Source organism: Yinghuangia sp. YIM S09857, from assembly GCF_051388915.1.
In the GTDB taxonomy this organism is placed as follows: domain Bacteria; phylum Actinomycetota; class Actinomycetes; order Streptomycetales; family Streptomycetaceae; genus Yinghuangia.
On sequence record NZ_JBPKBH010000014.1, the window covers coordinates 137,825 to 160,057 of the forward strand.

Here is a 22,233-nt window from a genome sequence, read left to right on the forward strand (position 1 = left end):
ACCGCCGACGGGGCGAACCTCCCGCAGTCCCACAGCCCTCCCGGCGTCGCGCTCCCTGGGCACCCGCACCGACCGCCCGCGGCCGGATGGCGACGGTCGCGCGGTGGTCAGTAGGGGGCGGGGGTTTGGTCGGCGATGGGCCAGTTGGGGGAGCGGCAGGCACGCACCCGCGGGAGCGACGCCGCGGCGGGGGCGGCGTCGTACGACGACACGACCGACGGCGACCGCGGGGCCGGGTCGGCCGAGTCGGCCGAGTCGGCCGGGTCGGCCGGGTCGGCCGGGTCGGCCGGTCGGCCCGTCGCCCAGGTCAATCGGGTCGGCCAGGTCGGCCGGTCAGCCCGGTGCGCCCCGTCAGCCGGGTCGGCAGGTCGGCCGGTCGGCCGGTCCGCCGGGCCGGCCGGTGGCGCGAAAGGCGCGGGGCGGTGGGCGTGGTGAGGCTGGCTGCGCGTTCACATTCCCGGTGCCGCCTACCCGCGCTGCGTCCTCCACGCGCCCGCGCTTGCGGATGGGCGGCCGTGGTCTCTCGTCGGCGCCGCCGGTGGATGGGCGGAGGGTGGCCGGGCGGTGGCGCGAAATGTGCGCAGGGGGCCTTCGGGGTGGGGTTGTGGCGGGAATGGGGTGGCGAAGGGTTGTGTGGGGGTGGGGGCCGTTACCCGTGGGGGCGGGTGGGCGTTGCACAGGGGGACACCGCGTGTCCGGGCGGCCTGCGTCGGCCGGGGCGGCGATCCCGAGTGCGCGGCACCGTCGCGGACGCCGACCCCGGGCCGGCCGGGCCCAGCCCGACCGTCGCGGCACGGCCGGATCCTTGCCCTGGAACCGCCGTTCCGCACGGGCCGCCCGTATGAACCGAGGTACGGCATTGGCCCCGCGAAGGACCCCCGCACGGCCTCTGCGGCCGCGTGCGGCATCCGGGCGGGCGTCCGGACGCCGCGCCCGCCCCGGGCCGGCGGGAGGGCCGCAGGCGCCCGTCCAGGCGCCTTCCGGGGCGTGTCCGCCGGATGGCGGCGGTCCGGGCCAACCCACCGATCGGTCGCCGGTCGGGGTCGAGGAGATCGCGCCCTGGTACGCGGCCGGGGCCGCGTTCACCGTTGTCAGCCTGCCGGCCGGACGCGTCGACGTGCTGTCCGCACTCGCCGTCGGCGGCGGTGTGCTGACCGTCGGTGCGGTGGCGTGGCTGGTGATCCTCGGGAATTCCTCACACACCGTGACCAAGTAGACATAGATTTCATTCACGAAATTCGTTGTGCAACCCGGGCATTGCTCATCGAAGAGTCTCCGAGGGTGGTGTGACCGCCATCACAAACAGGCATATCTACATAACGTCACGTGGAGAACACCATGCATAGACAAGCCCAGAAAGAGTAAGTTCCGATCTTGGGTGACTTGAGTGGCGTGTGTGAACTACTGAGACTCGCCATCAACGACCCCTCCCGCCCCGCCGGTGCTCGACCGGAGGGGGTCGCGGAGGGCTGAAGGGGGCGATCGGAGCCATGAGCAGGACCGACGGTCGACAGGCGGGTCGGCGCGAGTCCACGGCCGCGGAGGAGTCCGCGGCCGCGCAGGCGTCCGCCGACGTGTCGATACCTTCGGCGCGCACCGGCGAACGGCAGGCTCCGGTCCCCGCGCCGAGAACCGGGTACGGCGCGAACGGGGGCCTGGGGGAAGCGGATTCGGCCATCCCGCCGGACTCCGCCGAGGACGGCGGCACGGTCGGTTTCGACCCCGGAGTCGGCGCCGTACCGGACGACGACGACGGGGAGAGCGACGTGGCGGTCGCGGGGACCGACGCGGAACCGGGCCGGATCGCGGGCTCCGGCGACGGCCTGGCGGAGGACGACGGCGCGGACGAGGTCGGGACGTACGCGGAATGGCCCGCACGGCTCATCGGCCGGCGCCGGGCCGAGACCATCGCGGTGCTGCTCTTCTCGAACTCGCCGATCCTGGAGAGCTCGATCCCCATCTCCGTCTTCGGCGTCGACCGCAGAGACGCCGGGGTCCCGAACTACCGATTACTGGTATGTGCCGCCGAGCCAGGACCGCTGCGCACCACCGGCGGGGTCGAACTCATCGCGCCGCACGGCCTCGACGGCCTGCACCGCGCGGGCACGGTGATCGTCCCGGCGTGGCACTCGCCCTCACGTACGCCGCCCGCCCCCGTCCTGGACGCGCTGCGCCGCGCGCACCGCGAGGGCGCGCGTGTGGTCGGCCTGTGCGGCGGGGCGTTCGTGCTCGCCGCGGCCGGCCTGCTCGACGATCGGCCCGCGACGACGCACTGGATGTACGCGCCCGCGCTCGCCAAGTCGTTCCCGAAGGTCCGCGTCGATCCGCGCGAACTGTACGTGGACGACGGCGACGTGCTGACCAGCGCCGGCACCGCGGCGGGTATCGACCTGTGCCTCCACCTGGTGCGCATCGACCACGGCTCGGACGCGGCCAATGCGCTTGCGCGTCGGCTGGTGGTACCGGCGCACCGGGTCGGCGGGCAGGCCGCGTACATGGACCTGTCGCTGCCGGAGGAGATAAGCGGTGATCCGCTGGCGACGGTGATCTCGTGGGCGTTGGAGAACCTGTCGGAGAAGTTCGACATAGAGGTGCTGGCAACGCGCGCGTATATGAGTCGCCGTACGTTCGACCGCCGCTTCCGGTCGCTGACCGGCAGCGCGCCACTGCAATGGCTCCTGACCCAACGCGTCCTCCAGGCACAGAGGATGCTGGAGACCACCGAGTTGCAGGTGGAGGAGATAGCCCGGCGCTGCGGCTTCCGGTCCCCGGTGGCGCTGCGCGGGCACTTCCGCAAGCAATTGGGAATCCCGCCGGCCGCGTACCGGGACGCCTTCCGGACGCGCGAGCCGGAGGGGGTGGCAGTCGAGGCGGAGGCAGGGCGGCCATAACGGCGTGGGCACCGTCGGCAAATCGCGGTCGGCGGACCATGGTCGGCAGATCGCGGTCGACAGTTACGGCCTGCGGACGCGAGATTGCGGTCGCGCGATTGCGGTGTATCGGCCGAAGGCCCTGGCGGGGCTCACAGGGCCTAGGCTGATCCACTATGAATGACCGCTTGGTCTGGATCGACTGCGAGATGACCGGACTCGACCTCACCCGGGACGCCCTTGTCGAGGTGGCCGCGCTCGTCACCGACTCGGAGCTCAACGTCCTCGGCGACGGGGTCGACGTCGTGATCCGCCCGCCCGCCGAGGCGCTGGCCGGCATGCCCGACGTCGTGCGCGCAATGCACACCGCGTCGGGTCTGCTCGACGTGCTCGACGACGGGGTGACGCTGGCGGAGGCGGAGGCGATGGTGCTCGCGTACGTCCGCGAGCACGTCAGCGAGGGGCGCAAGGCCCCCCTGTGCGGCAACTCGGTCGCCACCGACCGCGGCTTCCTGGCCCGCGACATGGCCGCGCTGGAGGGCTACCTCCACTACCGCATCGTGGACGTCTCCTCGATCAAGGAGCTCGCCCGCCGCTGGTACCCGCGCGTCTATTTCCAGTCGCCGCCGAAGACCGGCAACCACCGCGCGCTGGCCGACATCAAGGACAGCATCACGGAGCTGAAGTACTACCGGGACGCGATCTTCGTGCCGCAGCCGGGCCCTGACACCGACACCGCCAAACAGATCGCCGCCCGCTACACCGTGCCGCAGGTGCCCCTGAGCTGACCTCGGCGTCTCCCCGGAACAACCCGGGAGCGAGCACCCCTCGATCCCCTGTACACTCTTTCTCGCTGCTCCGGTCGCAAGGCCGGGACGGGCGTGGTGGGTGTAGCTCAGTTGGTAGAGCACCTGGTTGTGGTCCAGGACGTCGCGGGTTCGAGTCCCGTCACTCACCCAAGTTGATCAAGGCGTTGACCTGCATGTTCGGGTCAACGCCTTGATTGTTTCCGGGGGTCGGCCACACGGCGGTCCTTTGTTGCCGGTGAGCGGCTGCTGCCGTGCGGTCGGCGGCGGCTCCCCTTTTGTGTCGGTTGTACGGCCGCAGCGGGGTGGTCGGCTTCACCCTTTCGGGTGGACGGTCGGGCGGGTGGCGGATTGCGGGCCGGTGGGCGTGCGGGGCGCGCCTAGCCTGGGGGGATGGGTGGTGGTGGCGTCCTCCGGATCGGCACACGTTCCTCGCCGATGGCGATGGCGCAGGCGGAGCATGTGGCCGGGCTGATGCGCGCGCAGTGGGTGGTGCGCGAGGTCGAGATCGTGCCGTACACGACGTCCGGCGACCGGTGGGCCGGGAGCTTGGCGGAATTGGGCGGCAAGGGGGTCTTCGTCAAGGAGATCGACCGCGCGCAACTCGCGGGCGAGGTGGACGTGGTCGTGCACTGCCTCAAGGACATGCCGGGGGACGAACCGCTCCCGGAGGGGCTGGAGATCACCGCGTACCTGCCGCGCGACGACGTGCACGACGCGGTGGTGACCGCGGACGGGACGAAGCTGCGGGACCTGCCGAAGGGCGCGCGCGTCGGGACGAGTTCGGTCCGGCGTACGGCGCAACTGAAGGCGCTGCGGCGCGATCTGACGGTGGTTCCGGTACGCGGCAACGCGAACTCCCGGCTGGCCGAGCTGGACGCGGGCGAGTTCGACGCGCTGCTGCTCGCCGCCGCGGGCCTGCGCCGGATCGGGCTGCACGGGCGGATCACCGAGGCACTGCCGACGACATCGATGATCCCCGCGGTGGGCGCCGGGGTGCTGGCGTTGCAGTGCCGGACGGGGGACGCCGAGTCGGTGGAGGCGGTCGCCGGGCTCGACCACGCGCTGACGCGCGCCTGCGCGACGGCGGAGCGGGCCATGCTGCGCGTTCTGCGCGGGCACTGCGCGAGTCCCATCGCCGGCCACTGCGCGCCGAAGGACGACGGACTCGCGCTGCACGCCGCGGTGTTCAGCCCGGCGGGCGACGTGGTTCTGGAAGCGTTCGAGAACGGCCTTGCTCACACGCCGGATTGGGTCGGCGAGGCGGCCGCCAACACGCTGCTCGACCAGGGAGCGCGGGCGTTGATCGATGCGATTCCGCATCCTTGAGCGCGGGCCGGGGCCGGTGGGCGGGTGCGTGAGGGCGTCGGTTTGCGTGTCGGTGTGAGCTTCGGCGCGCGGATGCGGGCGTGAGTGTGTCGACGTGCGGGACGGGCAACTCATCGCGAACGCACCGCGAACGCACCGCGACGGTTTCGGCGCTACATTTGGGGCCGTGCGTCAGGTGTGGGAGTCGTGGGACGGGATCCTGCTGGTGTGGGCCGTGGCCGTTCCGGTCGTCGTGGGAGCGTGCGTACCGGCCGTACGGCTGAGGATCCGTCGGGGACGGCCGCCCGCAGAAGCGTTGCGATTCACCGTCGCGGAAGCCGGGATCGTCCTGGGCACGTTGCCGTGGGTCTGGATGATCCTGACGCCGGTGTACGGCGAACGCGGGGTGAGCGCCGTACCGTTGCGCGATCTCGCGGCGACGCTGGCGTCCACCCCGGCCGACGTGCTGGTGCAAGTCGGCGCGAATCTCGCGGTGTTCGTACCGCTCGGGTTCCTTCTCCCGCTGCGTTGCCCCGCGTTCGCGGGTGCCGCACGCATGGCACTGGTCGGAGCGGCGGCGTCCCTGGCGCTGGAGACCGCGCAGTACGTGCTCGACATGGGGCGCGTCTCGTCGGTCGACGACGTGTTGATGAACGCCGCCGGTGCGGCCGCCGGGGCGCTGTTGTCGCAGGTGCATGTGGCGCGGCGCGAGTCGGCCCGCTCGTACGGCGACCGGATCGCGGCGCGGCTACTTCTTCGGCTTCGGATCGTCTGACGCCTCGGCCCCGTCGGCCCCGCCCGCTCCGCCGTTCTTGCGGAGTCTGCGCAGGTATTCGCGGGTCCAGCCGGTCGTCCTGACCACTTCGGACTGCTTCACGCCCGCCTTGACCGCGGCGACCGCGGCCTCCTTGAGAGCCTGGCGGGCTTCCTCGTGTGCCTTCTCGGTCCGCCGGTACGTCTTGGCCGCCTTGGCCAGTTCTTCGGCGGCTTCACTCTGATCCACAACGTCAGGATGTCATATGGAAAGGCCCAGTGAGTAGGCCAACCGAGTTGACATCATGGGCGGAACCATGGAGTATGGCAGTCGACATAAAGATGAACATCAGGTTAACACGACCTGGCCGGTGCGGAACGCGAGACGTTCCCGCGAACGTCCGACGAACGTTTCCGCGCACTGGACCCGCACTGGACCCGGATTGAACCGAGTACTTCCCGGAGGGGGCAACGCCATGAAGAAGATGCACTCGTCCCGCACTGTTCCCGCACAGTGCCGACTGTGCGGGGAGCCGTACCTCGCGGCACTGCACCCGCGCACGCTGGTCGAGGTCCCCGCCGGGGGCGACCCGATGGGCGGCCGCCTGACGGTGTTCGACGGCGAGACCTACATGGTCGAACGCCACACGCCGTGCTCCGCCGCCCACCGCGACGGCCTCCCCTACTGATCCCCTGGTGATCCGCCCGGCGATCGCCCCTGGTGATCCGTAAGTGATCCGCTACTGATCCGCGCCGTCTTCCGGCGCCGCCGGGTCGCCCAGGTCCGCGAGGACTTGGGCGACCATTCCCGTGGTGACCCAGTCGGCACCGCCGGAGCCGAGGAGTTCGCCGTACGTCGTGACCTCGACGTACGTGCGCTCCTCCGCGCCCGAGCCGTGCACCACGATGTGCGCTTCGGCGCGCAGCAACTCCATTTCCTCCTCGGTCAGTTCGGCCGAGTAGAGCCACGCCCGGTGCGCGGACGACGACGCGGCGACCTGCCGCACCCCGTGCGCGCGCAGGCGATCGGCGGGCAGCGCGAACCCGGTCTCCTCCCGCACCTCCGCCAGCGCGCGTTCGTCGGGCGGGATGCCGTCCGGCCCCGATCCGCCCGGCAGTTCGCGCACGTAGCCGTCGCGGGCGAGACCGGGCGCACGGAACTCGCGTACCAGCACCAATTGCGTGTCCCGCAGCGCGGGTGCGCGCCGGTAGAGGAGCACCGCACTGATGTCCGGTCGCGCGACCACGACTTCGTTGGCCTTGATGCGTCCGCCCTCCGCCGCGATCGCGACGGAGACATGCACGGCCCAGAAGACGACTGACCGCCCCGCCTCGGTACGGAACGTCCAGACGAGGTGCGCGCCGAGCAGCGTGTTGCCGGCCGCGCGCAGTGCCGCGTACCAGGCCCGGAAGACCGGCGTCGTCCACACCAGCAGCGGTACGTCCCGCTCCCCCGCGGCCCGGCGCTCCCCGGCCCCGATCCGTTTCAGCGCGAGGCCCAGGGTCTCGTCCAGGGTTTCCGCCAGGGGAACATCGCGGTCGCGTGCATACTCGCGCTGGTATCGCACCCGTGGCGCGCCGGGCGGTGAACCGAACACCGCGCGTCCGCCGTCCTTCGTCCACCCCCACTCGTCGTTGGTGGTGAGCCCGGGCAGTGTCGCAAGGTCGCGCGGCACCCAGAAGACCACCTGGTCCGCGATCCGCAGCCACCGCAGCTCCCACAGGCGCTGGTCGTCGTAGTCCACCCAGGCCCGCCCGTCGGCGGGTTCGGGGACGAAGACCACCAACTCGCCGGGCCCCGACCACCTTTGGCGGATCAGTTCGACGGCCTCCGGCCGCCACGACGGGACTTCGGCGCTGCGCGGCGTCGGTCCGGCGAGGAACACGCTCGCGTCCCACGCGGCGGGCGGCTCGTCGCCCGCGTGGACGACGGTGACGGAACCGGGCAAGGCGACCTCCACATGCGCGGACGCCAACGGCCTTGCGGCGCACGGCCCGTGGCGGCGTTCCTCGGGCCGATCATCGCATCCGGACGGCCGACAGCGCCTGGTCGTAGAGCTTGCACGCGGTCTCCGCGTCCATGCGCACGCCGTTGAGCAGCGCGGAGCCTTCGGTCGTGACGTGTTCGACGGCGTCCGCGGGTGTCCCTCCCGAGGCGGTCCCTTGTGTCGGAGCGCTTCCCTCAAGCCGTGCCGACGTCCCGTCGATCCGCGCCCCGAGTCCGGCGTCCACCGGTCGGCCGGCGCCGACCGCCCGCACGAAGGCGTCGATTCGGTCGGCGACGTCGTCGACGGTCCGCTGGTCCGGCACCGGGGCGCCGCCGTCGACGTACGCCGACGCCGCGGTGATCGAGTCGGTCATGCGCTCCACCGCGACCAGCACCGGCCAGAAGGCCGCCGCCCGCCGCGACGTCGGCGGCGGCTCGGCCAGAGCCTGCTGGAACACCGTCCGCGCGCCCGTGAGGGTGTTGTACGCCCGCCTCCGCGCCCGCGAGCGCACCGCCCGCCCGTCCGCCCCCTCCGCGAGCAGCAGCCGCAGGTAGGCGGCATTCGCCTCGGACGCCGACGCCACCATGTTCGGCAGCCGCGTCCGCCGACCCTCCGGCCACAGCAGGTAGCCGAACACCAGCACGATCGCGCAGCCCAGCAGCGTGTCGAGTATGCGCGCCGGGACCAGGCCGCCGACGCCCTCGTGCCCGAGTTGGTCGGTGAACAGCAGCATCAGCGGCGTGATCGCCGCCGTCTGCATGCCGTAGCTGCGCGAGGTCGCGATCGGCAGCAGGAACCCGAGGGCCGCGACGACCGGGACGTCCGGCCAGCCGCGCGGCACGTACGTCAGCAGCGCGGCGGCCACCGCGACCCCGACCAGCGTCCCGGCCGCGCGCAGCACGCCGCGTACGAACACCGAGCCGAAGTCCGGCTTGAGCACGAAGGTGATGGTGAGCGCGACCCAGTAGGAGCGCGGCAGGTCGGCCACCTGCACGAGCACCGAGGCAATACCGATGCACAGCGCCAGGCGCGCGCCGTACGTCCAGGCCGCCCGACTGGCCACGACCGCCGCCATATTGCGCAGGCCCGCGCGCGGACCCCACGCCATATGCGGCACACCGAGCGCGTCCGGGTCGCGCGCGAACACGCCGGTGGCGTCCGGGGACGGCGGGGCCAGCCGTCCGGCCGCGTGCCGCAGTGCGGCCCGCATCGCGGTCTCCGCGGGCGATTTCGGCACGAACCCCGGCTCGACCGCAACGTCGTGCCCGGTGGCCACGGCGTCGCCCAGGCGCGTGACGGCCTCCGCGAACTTCGGGTCCACCGGGGTCTCGCGCGCCAGGGCGGCGATCGCCTCAAGGATCGGGTTGACCGCGTTGAGCTGGATCATCAGGTGTTGCGTCGCCGGGTCCCGGCCGGGGGAACCGGCGCGGTGGCGCACGAGGACGTCGTACGCCTGGTCGATCGCCGCCCCGATGTCGCGCCCCGCACCGGGCCGCCGCCCGGGCCCTTCGGCGGCGCGCAGGCGGTCGGCGGCCGCGTAGTACACCTCGGCGACCGCCGCGCGCTCCGGCCGTCCGCGCCGCCACGGCCATGCCACGAGGGCAAGCAGCAGCACTCCCGCCCCGCCCGCGATCAGCAGCGCGGGCGGCAGCCACCACGGGTCCGGCATCGGGACGCCGGTGCCGACCACGGTCATGAGCAGCAGCATGAGGCCGCACGACGACGCGATGCCGCCGATCGGGCTGATGACACCGGAAAGGAGGGCGGTCGCCACCAGCACGGAGACCGTCGTCCAGCCCCGGTCCGCGACCTGATGGCCCATCACGATGCCGAGGGCTCCGGCGAGTTGCGGGGGCACCATGCGGATGACGCGGAGCCGGTACGCCTCGTCGCGGTCCAGCACGACCATGTTGAGTGCGCCGAGGGAGGCGAGGACGCCGTACGCGACCCTGCCGGTGGCCACCCCGACGGCGAGCGGCCCGGCGAGTGCGAGGGCCGCGCGTCCGGCCGCCGCCCAGGGGATCGGGGCCCGGCGCGGGGCGAGTGCGCGCAGGAACCAGTGGGCGTCGGCTGCCGCGTGGCCCACCGGGTCCTCCGTGCCGTGGTGCGGATCGATCTGGGATCACCTTATATCCGATCAAAACGCGCACATCGTATGCAGTCTGCATAACGTTTGGGACTCCAACCGCGCCGTGTGCCCGGCGTACCCCCGCCGTCCTCCCCCGCGCGCCGCGCTTGCGGGACAATCACCACGGGAATCGACCTACGGGGAGGCGTACTGCGCGTGGCTGAGTGGTGGCTCGCCGGCCGGTACCGGCTGATCGAGGAGTTGGGCTCCGGTGGCATGGCCGTCGTCTGGCGCGCCCGTGATACGCATATGCACCGGTATGTCGCGGTCAAACTGCTGCGGGACGTGTACGGCGTTCCGGGAGCGGCCGACCGCTTCGCGCGCGAGGCGCGCACCGCCGGCACCCTGTCGAGCCCGCACATCGTCACCGTGTACGACTTCGGCACCGGGCTGTTGCAGGCGGGCGACCCCGACGATCCGCACACGCCGCCGACCGCCCCCGCACACCCGCCGTCGCCGCACGCACCGCCGAGCCCCGGCGACCTGGTGCGCCAGGCCGTGTACGTCACCATGGAGCTCGTCCCCGGCCGCTCCCTCGCCAAGGTGGTCGCCGACGAGGCCCCGCTGCCGCTGCCTCGCGTCCTCGACCTGGCCCGGCAGCTTTGCGACGCGCTGGAGGTCGCCCACGACTCCGAGGTGCTGCACCGCGACATCAAGCCCGCCAACATCATGGCCAGCGACAAGGGCGTGCTGAAGGTCCTCGACTTCGGCATCGCACGCTCCATGAAGGCGCTGGCGACCGGTGCCACGCTCACCCGACCGGGCGCGGTACTCGGCACGGCGGCCTACATGTCCCCGGAGCAGGCCAACGGGCACCCGGCCGACCCGCGCTCCGACCTCTACTCGACCGGCTGCCTGCTGTACGAACTCCTCACCGGGCTGCCGCCGTTCGGCTTCGGCGACGTGCCGAGCCTGCTGTTCCGGCACGTGCACGTCGCCGCCGAGTCCCCCGCCCGGGTCCGCGACGACCTGCCCGACCAAGCGTGCGACCTGGTGCTGGCGCTGCTCGCCAAGAGCCCCGACGACCGCCCGCAGAGCGCCGCGGAGGTACGCCGGCTCATCGACGCCGTGCCGCCGCAACCGCCGGTGCGCGTACCGTCCGTGCCCGTGCAGGCGGAGGAACTGGCGCGCCGGATGGCCGAGGTGCCCGGGCTCGCGCCCCCGGACGCCGTCGCGCTGCTGCGCAAGCTCCTGCCGGAGCACAACCGGGTGTTCGGGCACGACCACCCGCGCACGCTCGGAGTCCGCGACGACCTCGCGTACCACCTGGGCCGCTCGGGCGAACACAACACGGCGGTGAAGGTGCTGCGCCAACTGGTCACCGACTACACGCGCGTACGCGGTCGCGAGCACCCCGACACGCTCGGCGTGCGCCGCAACCTCGCGCACTGGACGGGCAAGGCGGGCGACCCCGCGGCGGCGGCACTGCTGCTGCGGGATCTCGTGCCTGCGTACATGCGCGTCCACGGGCCCACCGATATCGACACGTTCAAGGTGCGGCGCGAACTCGCCCTGCGCATCGGCCGGTCGGGAGACGCCGACGAGGCCGTCCAGTTGCTCCAGGAACTGATCCTGGACATGACGGAGGCTCTCGGCGGCGAACACCGGGACGTCATCAGGGCACTTGAGGACCTGGCGTTCTGGGAACGGCGCATGACGCGGCCGCAACGGACGGGGTGACCTGACCGGCGGGCGCTCCGGTCACCCCGGTTTCGCCGATTGCGGCGATTGCCCCGGCGGCGCCAAGTGCCTTGGTCAAGCGGGTACTTCCGACTCACAGTGCGAGCATCTCCCGCAACTCGCGCTTGAGCACCTTTCCCACCGCGTTGCGCGGCAGTGGGCGGTCGCTGAAGCGCACGATCGTCGGGACCTTGAACGCGGCGAGCCGCAGCGCCACATGCCCGCGCAGCTCCGCCGCGGACACCGTCGCACCGGGCTGCGTCTCGACCACCGCCGCGACCTCCTCGCCGAGTTCGCGGTGCGGTACGCCCACCACCGCGACGTCCGCGACCGCCGGGTGCTCGAACAGCACCGCCTCGATCTCCGCCGAGTAGACGTTCTCGCCGCCGCGGATGATGACGTCCTTGAGCCGGTCGACCACGTACACAAGGCCGTTCGCGCCGACATGGCCAAGGTCGCCGGTGCGGAACCAGCCGCCCGGGAAACAACTCGCACTCTCCTCCGGGCGGTTCCAGTAGCCGCGGGCGATGTGCGGGCCGCGGAAGCGGAGTTCGCCGGTCTCGCCGGGCGGCATCTCGCGCCCGGTCGCCGGGTCGACGACTGCGACGTCGACCACCGGGACGGGACGGCCCACGCTGTCGGGGTGTTCGTAGTACTCCTCACCGGAGTTGGCCACCACGGCGCTGGTCGTCTCGGTCGTGCCGTAGCCGTTGAGCGGCGACACCGCACGGCCCGACATCCGGGCCACCCCGTCCACCAGGTCCGGCGGCACCGGTGCGCCGCCCGCGCCCAGGCTCAGCAGCGAGGACAGGTCGTACTTCCCGCGCACCGGGGACTCCAGCAGGCGGCGCAGCAGGGGGGGCACCATCGTCGCGCTCGTGACGCGCTCCGATTCGATGAGCTGGAGCGCGCGTTCGGTGTCCCAGCGGCGCATGAGCGAGAGCTTGGCGCCCTGCCCGGCGGCGGCGTACAGGCTGACCAGCCCGGCGATGTGGAAGAACGGGTAGACCTGGAGCGCGCTGGGGCGCGGCATTTCGGGCGCGGCGGCGTAGAAGGCGGGCATGCCCTTGGTCAGCATCTCCGTCGGCACGCCGGCGCGGGCGAGGTGCACGGCCTGGAGCAGTTGGATCGTGTGCAGGTTGGTGGTGTGGTTGCGCTGCGTTCCGACCGCGCCCTTGGAACGGCCCGTGGTTCCGGAGGTGTAGAGGATCGTCGCGTCGTCGTCGGGGGTGATCTCGGCCGCGGGCAGCGGGCAGGGTCCCGACCAACTGCGAAGCGCGGCCGAGAGGTCGTTCGTGCCGGGGCGGATCGCGCCCTTCGGGTGCGCCACGAGCACGGCCCGCACGCTCGCGGGCACCGCGTCCTCCCCTGCGGCCGCGAGCAGGTCGGCGCGCTCGCCGTCGGCGATCAGTACACACGTGCCGGAGTCGGCGAGCGCGTAACCGAGTTCGTCCGCGGTCCACCATGCGTTGAGCGGCACGGTGATGGCGCCGAGGACCTGGGTGGCCCAGAAGGCGAGGATCCATTCGGGGTGGTTGCGCATCGCGATGGCGACGCGGTCGCCTTTGCGCACACCGAGATCTTCGGCGAGGTGGCGTGCCAAGTGGCCGACGAGCCGAAGCTGTTCGTCGTAGCCGACGCGTCCGGTCTCGTGCACGAGTGCGTCCGCACCGCCGAATGCGGCGGTCGCCTCGAAGACCGCGCGGAGCGTCGCGGGGGCGGAGGCGAACTCCCGCCACGGCGTGCCCTCATGGTCGGTGTGGACGATGGCGAACACCGAGTCCGGGGCGGTCAATTCCGCCAATGCCTGTGTGCGGTCGAGCATTCGCCTGCACCTCCTGGCCGTACGCCATGCCTGTTCGCGCGTTGCGGGGACCCGGGGTGGAGCGGGGTAGAGCAGGGGGACGGAGATGGAGCGGGGGGACGGAGATGGAGCGGGGGTGGAGCGGCACCACAGTAGTCCGGCGCGCCGCGTACCAGAACAGTTTCCGGGCAACCGTGTGTTTCGCCAGAGGGGCTGGTGCGTCGCGGCGCGACAGTGCAATGTGTTGAGCGAGCGTTCGTCAGGTCTGGCCGCGTCGGAGGAGTACCTTTCCATGGAGTACGAGCAGATCGCCACGGAAGCCAAGGACGGCATCCTGACCGTCCGGCTGGACCGGCCGGAGCGGATGAACGCCTACACGTTCCGCATGCGCGCGGAGATCTCCGACGCGCTGGACCGGGCCGACGCCGACGACGACGTCCGCGTGGTGGTCTTCACCGGCAGCGGCCGGGCGTACTGCGCGGGGGCGGACCTCGAACACGGCGCGCAGACATTCGACCCGACCGCCCACGGCACGGTGACGGGCGAACCGGAGCCGGACGCCGAGGACTTCCGCGACGACGGCGGGAAACTCGTCATGCGGCTGTTCCGTTCCACGAAACCGCTGATCGCCGCCGTGAACGGACCGGCGGTCGGCGTCGGCGCGACCATGACGCTCCCGATGGACATCCGGCTCGCCTCCTCCGACGCCCGCTTCGGCTTCGTCTTCGCCCGCCGGGGCATCACGCCGGACGGCTGCTCGACGTGGTTCCTCCCCAAGGTCGTCGGCATCGACCGGGCACTCGAATGGTGCTTCACCGGCCGCGTGTTCGACGCCGCCGAAGCCCACGAGGCCCGTCTCGTACGGGAGGTCGTCGCCCCGGAGGACCTCCTCGACCGCGCGTACGAGATCGCCCGTGGCATCGCCGAACGGACCCCCGCCGTCGCCGTCGCGGTAACCCGGGCCCTGCTCTGGGGCGTCCAGTCCGAACCCGACCCGTGGACCGCCCACCGCCTCGAATCCCGCGCCCTCCACTGGGCCGGCCAATCAGCCGACGCCCACGAAGGAGTCCTCGCCTTCCTGGAGAAGCGGCCCCCGAACTTCACCCTCACCGTGAGCAACGACCTCCCCGCCCACCTCCGAAGCTGGCCCACGGAATAGGCGTCCGCCTCCCCACGGAAGCCCCGCCGCGTCAGCCAACGTCCACCGGCTGCGAAGGCGGATTGCCCGCGTGGCGCTCCAGGCCCGAGGGGTTGGCCTGTGAGCGCATGCGACCGCGCGGGCAACTCACCCACGGCGGCACGGGTGGTCGGCGCTGTCAGCGGGTCGCCGGTCTCGCGCGATCGGCGCTTGGTCCTCAAACGGGCATCCGTGAGTGGCGCGCTCGACGGCTGCCCACTCGCGACGACGGAACGGGGGGAGCTGTCAAGAGATCGTCGCCCCACCCCGTCTGCGATGGGCCGCGCGTGTGGCGCTCGCCGCTCGAATGTGGCTTATGCGCGTGGCCGCCCTGGCGCTCCGGGGGGCCTTGTTGCCGGGGTCGGGTGGGGGTCTCGGGGGTTGTTTTCGGTTGGGGGTGCGGGGTCGGGCGTATGTTCATTCACACGTTCGACCGTGGCAGTTGTGTTCAGCAACCGTTGTAAGGCACGCTGTGTGCGGCAGCGTTGTCGGTGGTGAGGGTGTCGGCGTGGGCGAGCAGGTGCAGGCGGCCGTGAGAGACAGTTCGGGGCGTCGTGTGGTGCGTGAGGTGGGGGCCGCCACTCGGCTGCTGCGGGGGTTGATGGCTCCGCCGCTGCACGCGGCGGGGATCACGCAGGCGGAGTTCCATCTGCTGGCGATCCTGGAGGAGCGCGGGACGTCGACCGGCAAGGAGTTGTCCTGCAAGCTGAGCCTCGACAAGACGACGGTGAGTCGCCAGTTGACCGCGCTGGAGGAGGCCGGGGCGATCGCCCGGACGACCGATCCCGCCAACCGCCGTTCGCATCTGATCACGCTTACCGACGTGGGCCGCGACCGCCTCGCCGATGCCCGCCGACGCACGATCGCCGTCCTGGAGGACCGTTTCTCCACCTGGCCACCCGAGGAACTCGACGTCCTGGCCGATCATCTCGCCCGTTTCAACGACCAACTGCGTGGGGTCGGCGTCACGGAGGCTGTGGGCCCCTGAGCGCCCAGGTCCTTCGAGCAGCAGGAGCTCAGGACTCGCCCGGCGACTCGGCGACCCTCGGGTGGATGCGCGGGCGCGCGCGGTAGACGTCGTACACGCCCTGCACCCGCCGCAGTGCCTTCAGCAGGCGCGGGAGGCTCGCCAGGTCCGCGAGGCGAATCGTGTACGTCTGCCGCACCCGCATCTGCTGCGGAGGCGCGATCGACGCCGAGGTGATGTCCGCACCCGCCGCGTCGATCGCCGCGGTCACGTCGGCCAGCAGGCGCGGCCGGTCCAGGGCTTCGAGCTGGACCGTGACGCGGTATCCGCGTTCGGCCTGGTGCGGCAGCCACGCCGCGGTCACGATGTCGCGCCCGGCCCGGATCATCTGCTGGACGTTCGCGCAATCGCGCTGGTGCACGGCCACCGTGCCGCCCCGGATCACGAACCCCGCGAGCTCGTCCGGCGGCACCGGGGTGCAGCAGCGTGCGAGGCGCACCGGCGCGCCCGGTGAGCCGGGGACCGAGACCAGGCTCTCGCCCGCATCCTGTTCGGCGAGCCCGGTCGGGGCCGCCTCACTTGACGCGGCGAGGTTGCCGAAGGACTGGTCGGTGGGCGCCTCGTGCTGCCCCGGCACCCCCGGGACCGTGGCGGCGGGGATCCCGGGGAACGCTACGCCCGGCATCCCGGCCAGGGCGGCGGTGTCCGGAATCGGGTCCGGGTGCTCGGCGAGCCAGCCTTCGATGGCCACGCGCGCCAGCGGGCTGCGGACGAAACCGAGCCATTCACGAGAAGGGCCCGCGCCGGAAGGCGGGGCCGTGATGATCGATACCGTCTCGCCGTCCGCGAGCACCGAGGAGAGTGCCACGAGTCGGCCGTTGACCTGTGCCCCGATACAGCGGTGGCCGGTCTGCTCGCCGATCGCATACGCGGCGTCGACGCACGTCGACCCGGCCGGCAGGGTGAGCGGCCGACCGCCCGGGGTGAACACGAGGAGCTCGCGGTCGGCCGAGAGGTCCGCGGTGAGCTGCGACCAGAACGCCGTGGCGTCCGGAATGCCGCCCTGCCAGGTGAGCAGCCGGTGCAGCCACTCCAACTGGCCGCGCCCGTCCGAGCCGTCGGTGTCCTCGGTGTGCGCGACGACGCCGAACTCGGCGAGGCGGTGCATGCGGCGCGTGCGGATCAGCACCTCGACGACCTCACCGCCGGGCAGCGAGATGGCGGTGTGCAGCGACTGGTAGAGGTTGAACTTCGGCGTCGCGATGAAGTCCTTGAACTCCCCCGCGAGCGGCGTCCAGCAGGTGTGCAGCACGCCGAGCGCGCCGTAGCAGTCGGTGTCGGCGTCCACCACGACCATGAGGCGCGACAGGTCGAACGGCCCGAGCGTCGCGTCCCCGCGGCGCGCCTGTACGCGGCGGGCCGAGACGTGGTGCCGGGAGCGCGGCGTGACCTGCGCGTCGATGCCCGCGTCACGCAGCGCCCGGCGTACCGACCCGGCGAGCGCGGCCGCGGCCTCGTCGCGCTCGGCGGCCTGCTCGCCGAGCACCCGCACGATCCCGGCGTGCTCGTCCGGTTTGAGGGTCGCGAAGACGATGTCTTCCAGCTCGGTCTTGACGACGTGGATGCCCAACCGCTCGGCGAGCGGGATGAAGACGTCGCGGGTGACCTCGGCGATGCGGATCTGGCTGGGCCGCCGCATGTGCCGGATGGTCCGCATGTTGTGCAGCCGGTCGGCGAGTTTGATGACCGTCACGCGCAGGTCGCGGCCGGTGGCCACGAGGATCTTGCGCATGGTCTCGGCCTCGGCCTCCTGCCGGTTGTTGAAGTCGACCTTCTCCAGCTTGGTGACGCCGTCGACGAGATGGGCGACGTCGTCGCCGAAGGACTCACGGACGGTGTCGAGCGTCAGGTCGGTGTCCTCGACGGTGTCGTGCAGGAGGGCGGCGACCAGCGTCGTGGTGTCCGCGCCCAGCTCGGCGAGGATGGTCGCGACGGCGAGCGGGTGCGTGATGTACGCCTCGCCGCTCTTGCGCATCTGCCCGCGGTGCGACAACTCGGCGACCACGAAAGCGCGTTGCAGCAGCGCGAGGTCGGCCTTGGGGTGGTGCGAGCGGTGCACCTGGACCAGCGGGATCAGCGTTTCGAGTGCCTCGGGGCTGCGCCTGCGGTTGCCGCCGATGAGGAACGTGGCGGCGGCGAGGCTCAGCCGCTGCACGGGGCGACGGGCGGCGCGGCCCACCCGGTCGGGATTCGTGGCCGAGGCTTCCCCGCGCTTGTCGGGGCGCCCATCGACCGGACGGGGCGTCACATCTCGCGCGCCCGCACCTACAGGCGGGTCGATCCCCCCGATCGTCATGGCGCACCTCCGGCAGCGGAACACCGGAGCATCGCCCCGGTGGTTCATGCTACCGGCAAGTCAGGGGGCCGTGTCCGGCGGATGTCGCCGATCACACACCATCACTCGCGCGGGTGAACTCCTCGGAGCCGCACGCGCGGAGGCGGCCCGTACGCGTCGAACCGGTGTCCGGTCGGACGCGCACGGGCCGCGTGAACAGCACGGATTCCCCGGCCGACCCGTCCGCCGGGCTACATGAACGACGTGTCCGCGGTGAGGCCGAGCGACGCGTCCGCGCCCGTGATGATGGGCTGGCAGTTGCCCCAGCCGACGCCGCCGCCGACCGGGTCGGTGACGCGGATCACCGTGTCGCGGATCTGGTGCAGCCGCCGCGCCTGATCCGGCGTCGAGCAGTCCGCGACCCGGTCGCCCTCGACGTGCAGCTCGCCGCGCCACTCGCCGTGGTGGTGTCCGTCGAGCCCGAAGTACAGCCCGCCGCCCAGGTGGAAGCCGGTGTCGGAGACCACCTCGATCTGGAGCGGGCGGGACGAGCCGTCGGCCATCGTGGCGTGCACCTTGCCGCCCTGGAGCCGCCGGTTGACCGGGTCGTACGCCAGCTCGGGCACCAGGTCGGCCCACTCCTCCACGCGCCCGTCCGGGTGCTCGACCCCGCCGGTGACGCGCTTCTGGGAGAACCCGGGCGCGGTGGTGATCTGGTAATGCAGGAACAGCGCGTACCGGCTGCCGTCCGGACGCTCCATGAGCACCGGCGACCAGATCATGCGGAACGACGCCGACGCGGGCATGCCCGCGGGCTCCAGGTCGGAGGCCGGCGTACCGACGTCGTAGCGGGTGCCCCACGAGTGGTCGCGGGTGGAGACCCAGGTGTCCGGGGTGATCTCGGTGCGCTCGCCGTCGACCTCGACCCATCCGTGCGCGACGCCCGTCTGGTGGTAGCGCACGAGGTCCGCGGTGACGCGGTACGCGCGCCGGTTGTGGGTGCGCTCCTCGCACACCGGCGGCACCACCGCCTCGAACGTCCAGTCGAACGCGATCGGCTGCGCGTCGTTCGGCTCCAGCACGAAGCGGACGACCTTGAGCGGCTCGACGACCTCGTACTTGACCGGGCCGATCTCGGTGAGCGTCGGGTCGGGCGACAGGCGGCGGGAGGCGCGCACGGTCACCTGTTCGACGCCGCGCGAGACGCCCGCGTAGCCGTCCATGACGTTGCGGTTCGTGTACTTGCCGAGGCCGAAGCCGAGTTGGAGGCTGCCGTCCCGGGCCGCCGCCATCGCGCAGACCTTCTCGGTCCACGACGGGTCGGTGGTGCCGACCGAGCCGAAGGTCTCGGTGACCTGGTGGGTGAAGCCCTCGTCGGCGGCGATCAACTGGCCTATCGGGTTCACTGGGCGGCCTCCGCGGCGTCGGGGGTGTCGGTGGTTCCGGCGGGCGCGGCGGATTCGGCGGAGGCCGCGAGCGACTCCCAGTAGGTGCCTTCGAGCATCTTCTCGATCAGCGCCCGGTGCAGGACGGTCTCGTCCAGGTTCTCCGGCATCGCGCGCTCGCCGAAGAACTCCTGGCGGTGCGCGATGCGGGCCATGACCACGCCGTGCCGGACCGCCGAGTAGACCTCGAAGTAGTTCGTGTTGGCGGGGGTGTGGCCGGTGAGCCGCTCGTACTGGGCGTAGACGTCCTCGCGCCGCAGCAGGTCGGGGATGCCCGGCAGGCCGCCGTACCGCGTCGCGATGTCCTGGAAGAAGTCGTGGATGAACACCATCCACGCGAGGTCGAGTTCGCGCGGACCGACCGCAGCCATCTCCCAGTCGAGGACGGCGGTGGGGGCGAAGTCGACGTACAGGATGTTGCCGATGCGCGCGTCGCCCCAACTGATGACGTCGGCGCCCGGGTCCTCCGGGAAGTTGTCCTCCAGCCACGCGAACGCCCGGTCCAGCAGCGGTACGCGGCGTCCCTCGATGCCCCACTCGTAGAACGCCTTGAGGTCGTTCAGGTGGCGGCGCAGCGCGGACTCGCCCGGCTGCTCCAGTTGCAGGAAGGCGATCTCCTCGGCGGTCGCCTCGATGCCGTGGATCTCCGCGACGATCGCGACCGAGGCCTCCTGGAGGCGGCGGCGGTCGGCGGGGTCGGCCTTCAGCAGCCAACTGTCGATCGTGTACGGCATGACGTCCGGCGGCGCAGCGCCCTCGGCCCGGCCCATCACGAAGAACGGCGCGCCCAGCGGGGCCTCGTCCGGCTCGTTCCACAGCAGCTTCGGCACCGGGACGCCGCAGCGCTCGCCCACCAGGGTCATGACGCGGTACTGCTTGTCGAGGTCGTACGTCGGGAAGACCGGCTTGGCCTCCAGCGACGGGCGCATCCGGACCACGCAGCGCTCGGACCGCGCCTCGCCGCCCTCGGTCCAGGTCGCGTCGAACAGCAGAGTCTCGCTGGACATCCCGTTGGTCGCGGGGATGCTGAGCTCCGAGACCTGGGGGTCGGCCCCGTCCGGCAGGCGCCCCGCGAGCCACGAGACGAGCCGGTCGTGCACCTCGTTCAGGTCGCGGTTGCTGACCTGCGGGCGGGCGACCTCATCGGAGTCGGCCACGACAACCTCCGGTATCCGTGCCGCGTTTGCGACGGGTGCTTCGGGTTTGCCCGGGCCCGGTACGGTCCGTGAGGCCCGGGAGCGAGCCCCAAAAAGTGAAACCGGTTCTATCACGTGCGACACGTGTCATCAATGGTCGGCGGGCCGCGGGCGGGCCGCACTCCCGGATACGCTCCGGCGCGCGCGTCCCCGGGCCCACCCGGCGCGCGGGCGCGGGCTGTACTCCGTCCGCCACGCGACCCCCAACCGGACGCACGTTTAGCGGGTCCCCCGCGGCCCCCGCCGCGATACCGTCTGGGTGGTCCCGCGCCACCCGGGTCGCCCGAGTCGCCCGAGTCGTGTCCGGCACAGGGGCCCGGAGACGGGAGCAGGAGCGGTCGCATGAGGATCAACGCGGTGGTGTTCGACGTGGGCGAGACCCTGGTCGACGAGAGCCGTGAGTACGGCACATGGGCCGACTGGCTGGGCGTGCCGCGGCACACCTTCTCCGCGGTCTTCGGCATGGTGCTGGCGCAGGGCCTGGACTACCGCGAGACCTTCCAACGGTTTCGACCCGGCTTCGACCTGGAGTCCGAACGCGCCGCCCGCGCCGCCGCCGGGCGCCCCGAGTGGTTCGGCGAGGACGACCTCTACCAGGACGTCCGGCCGTGCCTCAAGGCCTTGCAGGGCATGGGGCTGTGGCTCGGGGTGGCCGGGAACCAGACCGTCAACGCCGGATCGATCCTGCGCGGGCTCGACCTGGGCGTCGACCTGATCGCGACCTCCGACGACTGGGGCGTGGTCAAGCCGGAGGCGGAGTTCTTCGAGCGGCTGGTGGCGGAGTGCCCGTGCCCGGCCGAGGAGGTCCTGTACGTCGGGGACCGGCTGGACAACGACGTGCGCCCGGCGCACCGGGCGGGCCTGCGTACGGCACACGTGAAACGCGGGCCGTGGGGCATGCTCGTCGCCGCCGACACCGAACTGCGCGAGGTCGCGGACGTCCTGCTCACCTCGCTGGACGAACTCCCGGGCGAGGTGGGGCGGTTGAACGGCGGGAAGGGCGCGGTCGGCCGGAAGGGCGCCGCGGGCGGGCGGACCGCGGAGACGAACGGCGGGCGCGCGGGCGCAAAGGGCGGGAACGGCACGAAGGGCACGAACGGCGCGAACGGCGCAAAGAGTGCGAAGGATGCCAACGGCAAGGACGACCGGAACGGCAGGAACGATGTGACGGCGACGGCGGGCAACAAGTAGGGCGCCTGCCGTCGTCGGTTGGGTTGATGCGGCCATTACCGGGACGGGCGGTTCTGGCCGCGGTCGGGCCGCGGTCGGGCAGTGGTCGGGCAGTGGTTGCGCAGTGGGCCGAGGCCGAACACCTGGGCCCCGCGCCGCGAGCCGGCGACCACCAGAGCCCGTTGCACAGTGGCTACGACGGCGGATCGTGGGGAGGCAGTGTGCCGTGTCCGCCACGCGGGAGGCCCGGGGCGCAGGCGTTCGGGCGTACGGAATCACCAGGTGGCGGAGGGGCCGCCGGCGGGGCCGACCGCCAGGTGCGGCCTTCGCCGTGCGTGTCGTGCCCGCCATCGTGCGTGCGGTGCGGCGGCCGTCAGGCGGTCGACTCGGGGAGGTCCGGAACCGCTTCCAGGCGGGGCCGCGGCTTGGGCGCGGAGTGGCCCGCGGCCAGGCGGTCGTCGAGTTCCGCGACGAAGCGCTCGCCCCTCCACGGGGACAGAGCGGCGCGTACCGTCCGCACGCGGTCCACGGCTGTGGCATAGCCCTGGCGTTCCACGAGCTCCAGGACGCGGTGCAGGAGCCCGCACGCGTCCTCGGGCTCCCGGG

At 72.1% G+C, this 22,233-nt stretch carries 17 protein-coding genes, 1 tRNA gene and 2 pseudogenes; 11 read left to right on the plus strand and 9 right to left on the minus strand.

The genetic code is table 11. The features are described 5' to 3' along the window. Positions 1-107: 107 nt before the first annotated feature. A complete protein-coding gene (locus tag ACRX5S_RS27150; protein ID WP_436775728.1) occupies positions 108-311 on the minus strand; it encodes a hypothetical protein in 204 nt (67 codons plus the stop codon). A 548-nt stretch (positions 312-859) separates the two neighbouring features. Between ACRX5S_RS27150 and ACRX5S_RS27155 the strand changes: the two genes are divergently transcribed. The 6 genes from ACRX5S_RS27155 (at position 860) to ACRX5S_RS27180 (ending at position 5,759) form a co-directional block, all read left to right on the plus strand. Then, positions 860-1,216, plus strand: a complete 357-nt coding sequence (locus ACRX5S_RS27155) for a hypothetical protein (protein ID WP_436775729.1) — start codon at positions 860-862, stop codon at positions 1,214-1,216. 607 nt (positions 1,217-1,823) lie between these two features. Continuing rightward, positions 1,824-2,891, plus strand: a complete 1,068-nt coding sequence (locus tag ACRX5S_RS27160) for a GlxA family transcriptional regulator (protein WP_436775807.1) — start codon at positions 1,824-1,826, stop codon at positions 2,889-2,891. 155 nt (positions 2,892-3,046) lie between these two features. After that, the gene (orn, locus tag ACRX5S_RS27165; protein WP_436775730.1) at positions 3,047-3,658 is read left to right on the plus strand and encodes an oligoribonuclease; all 612 of its coding nucleotides are present in this window, start codon (positions 3,047-3,049) and stop codon (positions 3,656-3,658) included. A 96-nt stretch (positions 3,659-3,754) separates the two neighbouring features. After that, positions 3,755-3,827: transfer RNA gene (locus ACRX5S_RS27170), tRNA-His, on the plus strand. A 242-nt stretch (positions 3,828-4,069) separates the two neighbouring features. Beyond that, positions 4,070-5,005, plus strand: a complete 936-nt coding sequence (gene hemC / locus ACRX5S_RS27175; RefSeq protein ID WP_436775731.1) for a hydroxymethylbilane synthase — start codon at positions 4,070-4,072, stop codon at positions 5,003-5,005. 166 nt (positions 5,006-5,171) lie between these two features. Then, complete coding sequence (locus ACRX5S_RS27180; RefSeq protein ID WP_436775732.1) at positions 5,172-5,759, plus strand: VanZ family protein; 588 nt, start codon at positions 5,172-5,174, stop codon at positions 5,757-5,759. Here the strand turns inward: ACRX5S_RS27180 and ACRX5S_RS27185 are convergent. After that, on the minus strand, positions 5,733-5,987 hold the full coding sequence (locus tag ACRX5S_RS27185) for a hypothetical protein (RefSeq protein WP_436775733.1): 255 nt from the start codon (positions 5,985-5,987) through the stop codon (positions 5,733-5,735). The two genes, ACRX5S_RS27180 and ACRX5S_RS27185, sit on opposite strands and share 27 nt — an antisense overlap. A gap of 226 nt (positions 5,988-6,213) precedes the next feature. On the opposite strand from ACRX5S_RS27185, the gene ACRX5S_RS27190 reads away from it, so the two are divergent. After that, positions 6,214-6,426 carry a hypothetical protein gene (locus tag ACRX5S_RS27190; RefSeq protein WP_436775734.1) on the plus strand — a complete coding sequence of 71 codons (213 nt, stop codon included), beginning with the start codon at positions 6,214-6,216 and terminating at the stop codon, positions 6,424-6,426. Positions 6,427-6,477: 51 nt separating this feature from the next. Here the strand turns inward: ACRX5S_RS27190 and ACRX5S_RS27195 are convergent, their stop codons facing one another. Both ACRX5S_RS27195 and ACRX5S_RS27200 read right to left on the minus strand, forming a co-directional pair. Further along, on the minus strand, positions 6,478-7,686 hold the full coding sequence (locus ACRX5S_RS27195; protein WP_436775735.1) for an NUDIX hydrolase: 1,209 nt from the start codon (positions 7,684-7,686) through the stop codon (positions 6,478-6,480). Between the two features lie 70 nt (positions 7,687-7,756). Further along, the gene (locus ACRX5S_RS27200; protein WP_436775736.1) at positions 7,757-9,811 is read right to left on the minus strand and encodes an FUSC family protein; all 2,055 of its coding nucleotides are present in this window, start codon (positions 9,809-9,811) and stop codon (positions 7,757-7,759) included. A gap of 198 nt (positions 9,812-10,009) precedes the next feature. Between ACRX5S_RS27200 and ACRX5S_RS27205 the strand changes: the two genes are divergently transcribed. Further along, positions 10,010-11,533, plus strand: coding sequence for a protein kinase domain-containing protein (locus tag ACRX5S_RS27205; protein WP_436775737.1), 1,524 nt, complete (start codon positions 10,010-10,012; stop codon positions 11,531-11,533). Positions 11,534-11,627: 94 nt separating this feature from the next. Here ACRX5S_RS27205 and ACRX5S_RS27210 read toward each other — a convergent pair whose 3' ends face one another. Next, positions 11,628-13,358 (minus strand): class I adenylate-forming enzyme family protein, encoded by a 1,731-nt coding sequence (locus tag ACRX5S_RS27210; protein WP_436775738.1) that lies wholly within the window; start codon positions 13,356-13,358, stop codon positions 11,628-11,630. Positions 13,359-13,629: 271 nt separating this feature from the next. Between ACRX5S_RS27210 and ACRX5S_RS27215 the strand changes: the two genes are divergently transcribed. Both ACRX5S_RS27215 and ACRX5S_RS27220 read left to right on the plus strand, forming a co-directional pair. Beyond that, complete coding sequence (locus tag ACRX5S_RS27215; protein WP_436775739.1) at positions 13,630-14,496, plus strand: enoyl-CoA hydratase-related protein; 867 nt, start codon at positions 13,630-13,632, stop codon at positions 14,494-14,496. Positions 14,497-15,082: 586 nt separating this feature from the next. Further along, positions 15,083-15,502, plus strand: a complete 420-nt coding sequence (locus ACRX5S_RS27220) for a MarR family winged helix-turn-helix transcriptional regulator (RefSeq protein WP_436775740.1) — start codon at positions 15,083-15,085, stop codon at positions 15,500-15,502. Between the two features lie 28 nt (positions 15,503-15,530). Here ACRX5S_RS27220 and ACRX5S_RS27225 read toward each other — a convergent pair whose 3' ends face one another. From ACRX5S_RS27225 to ACRX5S_RS27235, 3 genes are all read right to left on the minus strand, one after another. Then, positions 15,531-17,837, minus strand: coding sequence for a RelA/SpoT family protein (locus ACRX5S_RS27225; RefSeq protein ID WP_436775741.1), 2,307 nt, complete (start codon positions 17,835-17,837; stop codon positions 15,531-15,533). Between the two features lie 230 nt (positions 17,838-18,067). Continuing rightward, positions 18,068-19,222 (minus strand): hypothetical protein, encoded by a 1,155-nt coding sequence (locus ACRX5S_RS27230; RefSeq protein WP_436775742.1) that lies wholly within the window; start codon positions 19,220-19,222, stop codon positions 18,068-18,070. Beyond that, complete coding sequence (locus tag ACRX5S_RS27235; RefSeq protein WP_436775743.1) at positions 19,219-20,418, minus strand: phosphotransferase family protein; 1,200 nt, start codon at positions 20,416-20,418, stop codon at positions 19,219-19,221. Before ACRX5S_RS27235 ends, ACRX5S_RS27230 begins: the two co-directional genes overlap by 4 nt. Before the next feature lie 381 nt (positions 20,419-20,799). Here ACRX5S_RS27235 and ACRX5S_RS27240 point away from each other — a divergent pair. Further along, positions 20,800-21,450 (plus strand): annotated as a pseudogene (locus tag ACRX5S_RS27240) (HAD family hydrolase); the annotation flags it as partial. Between the two features lie 550 nt (positions 21,451-22,000). Here the strand turns inward: ACRX5S_RS27240 and ACRX5S_RS27245 are convergent. Continuing rightward, positions 22,001-22,233, minus strand: a pseudogene (locus tag ACRX5S_RS27245) (hypothetical protein); the annotation flags it as partial.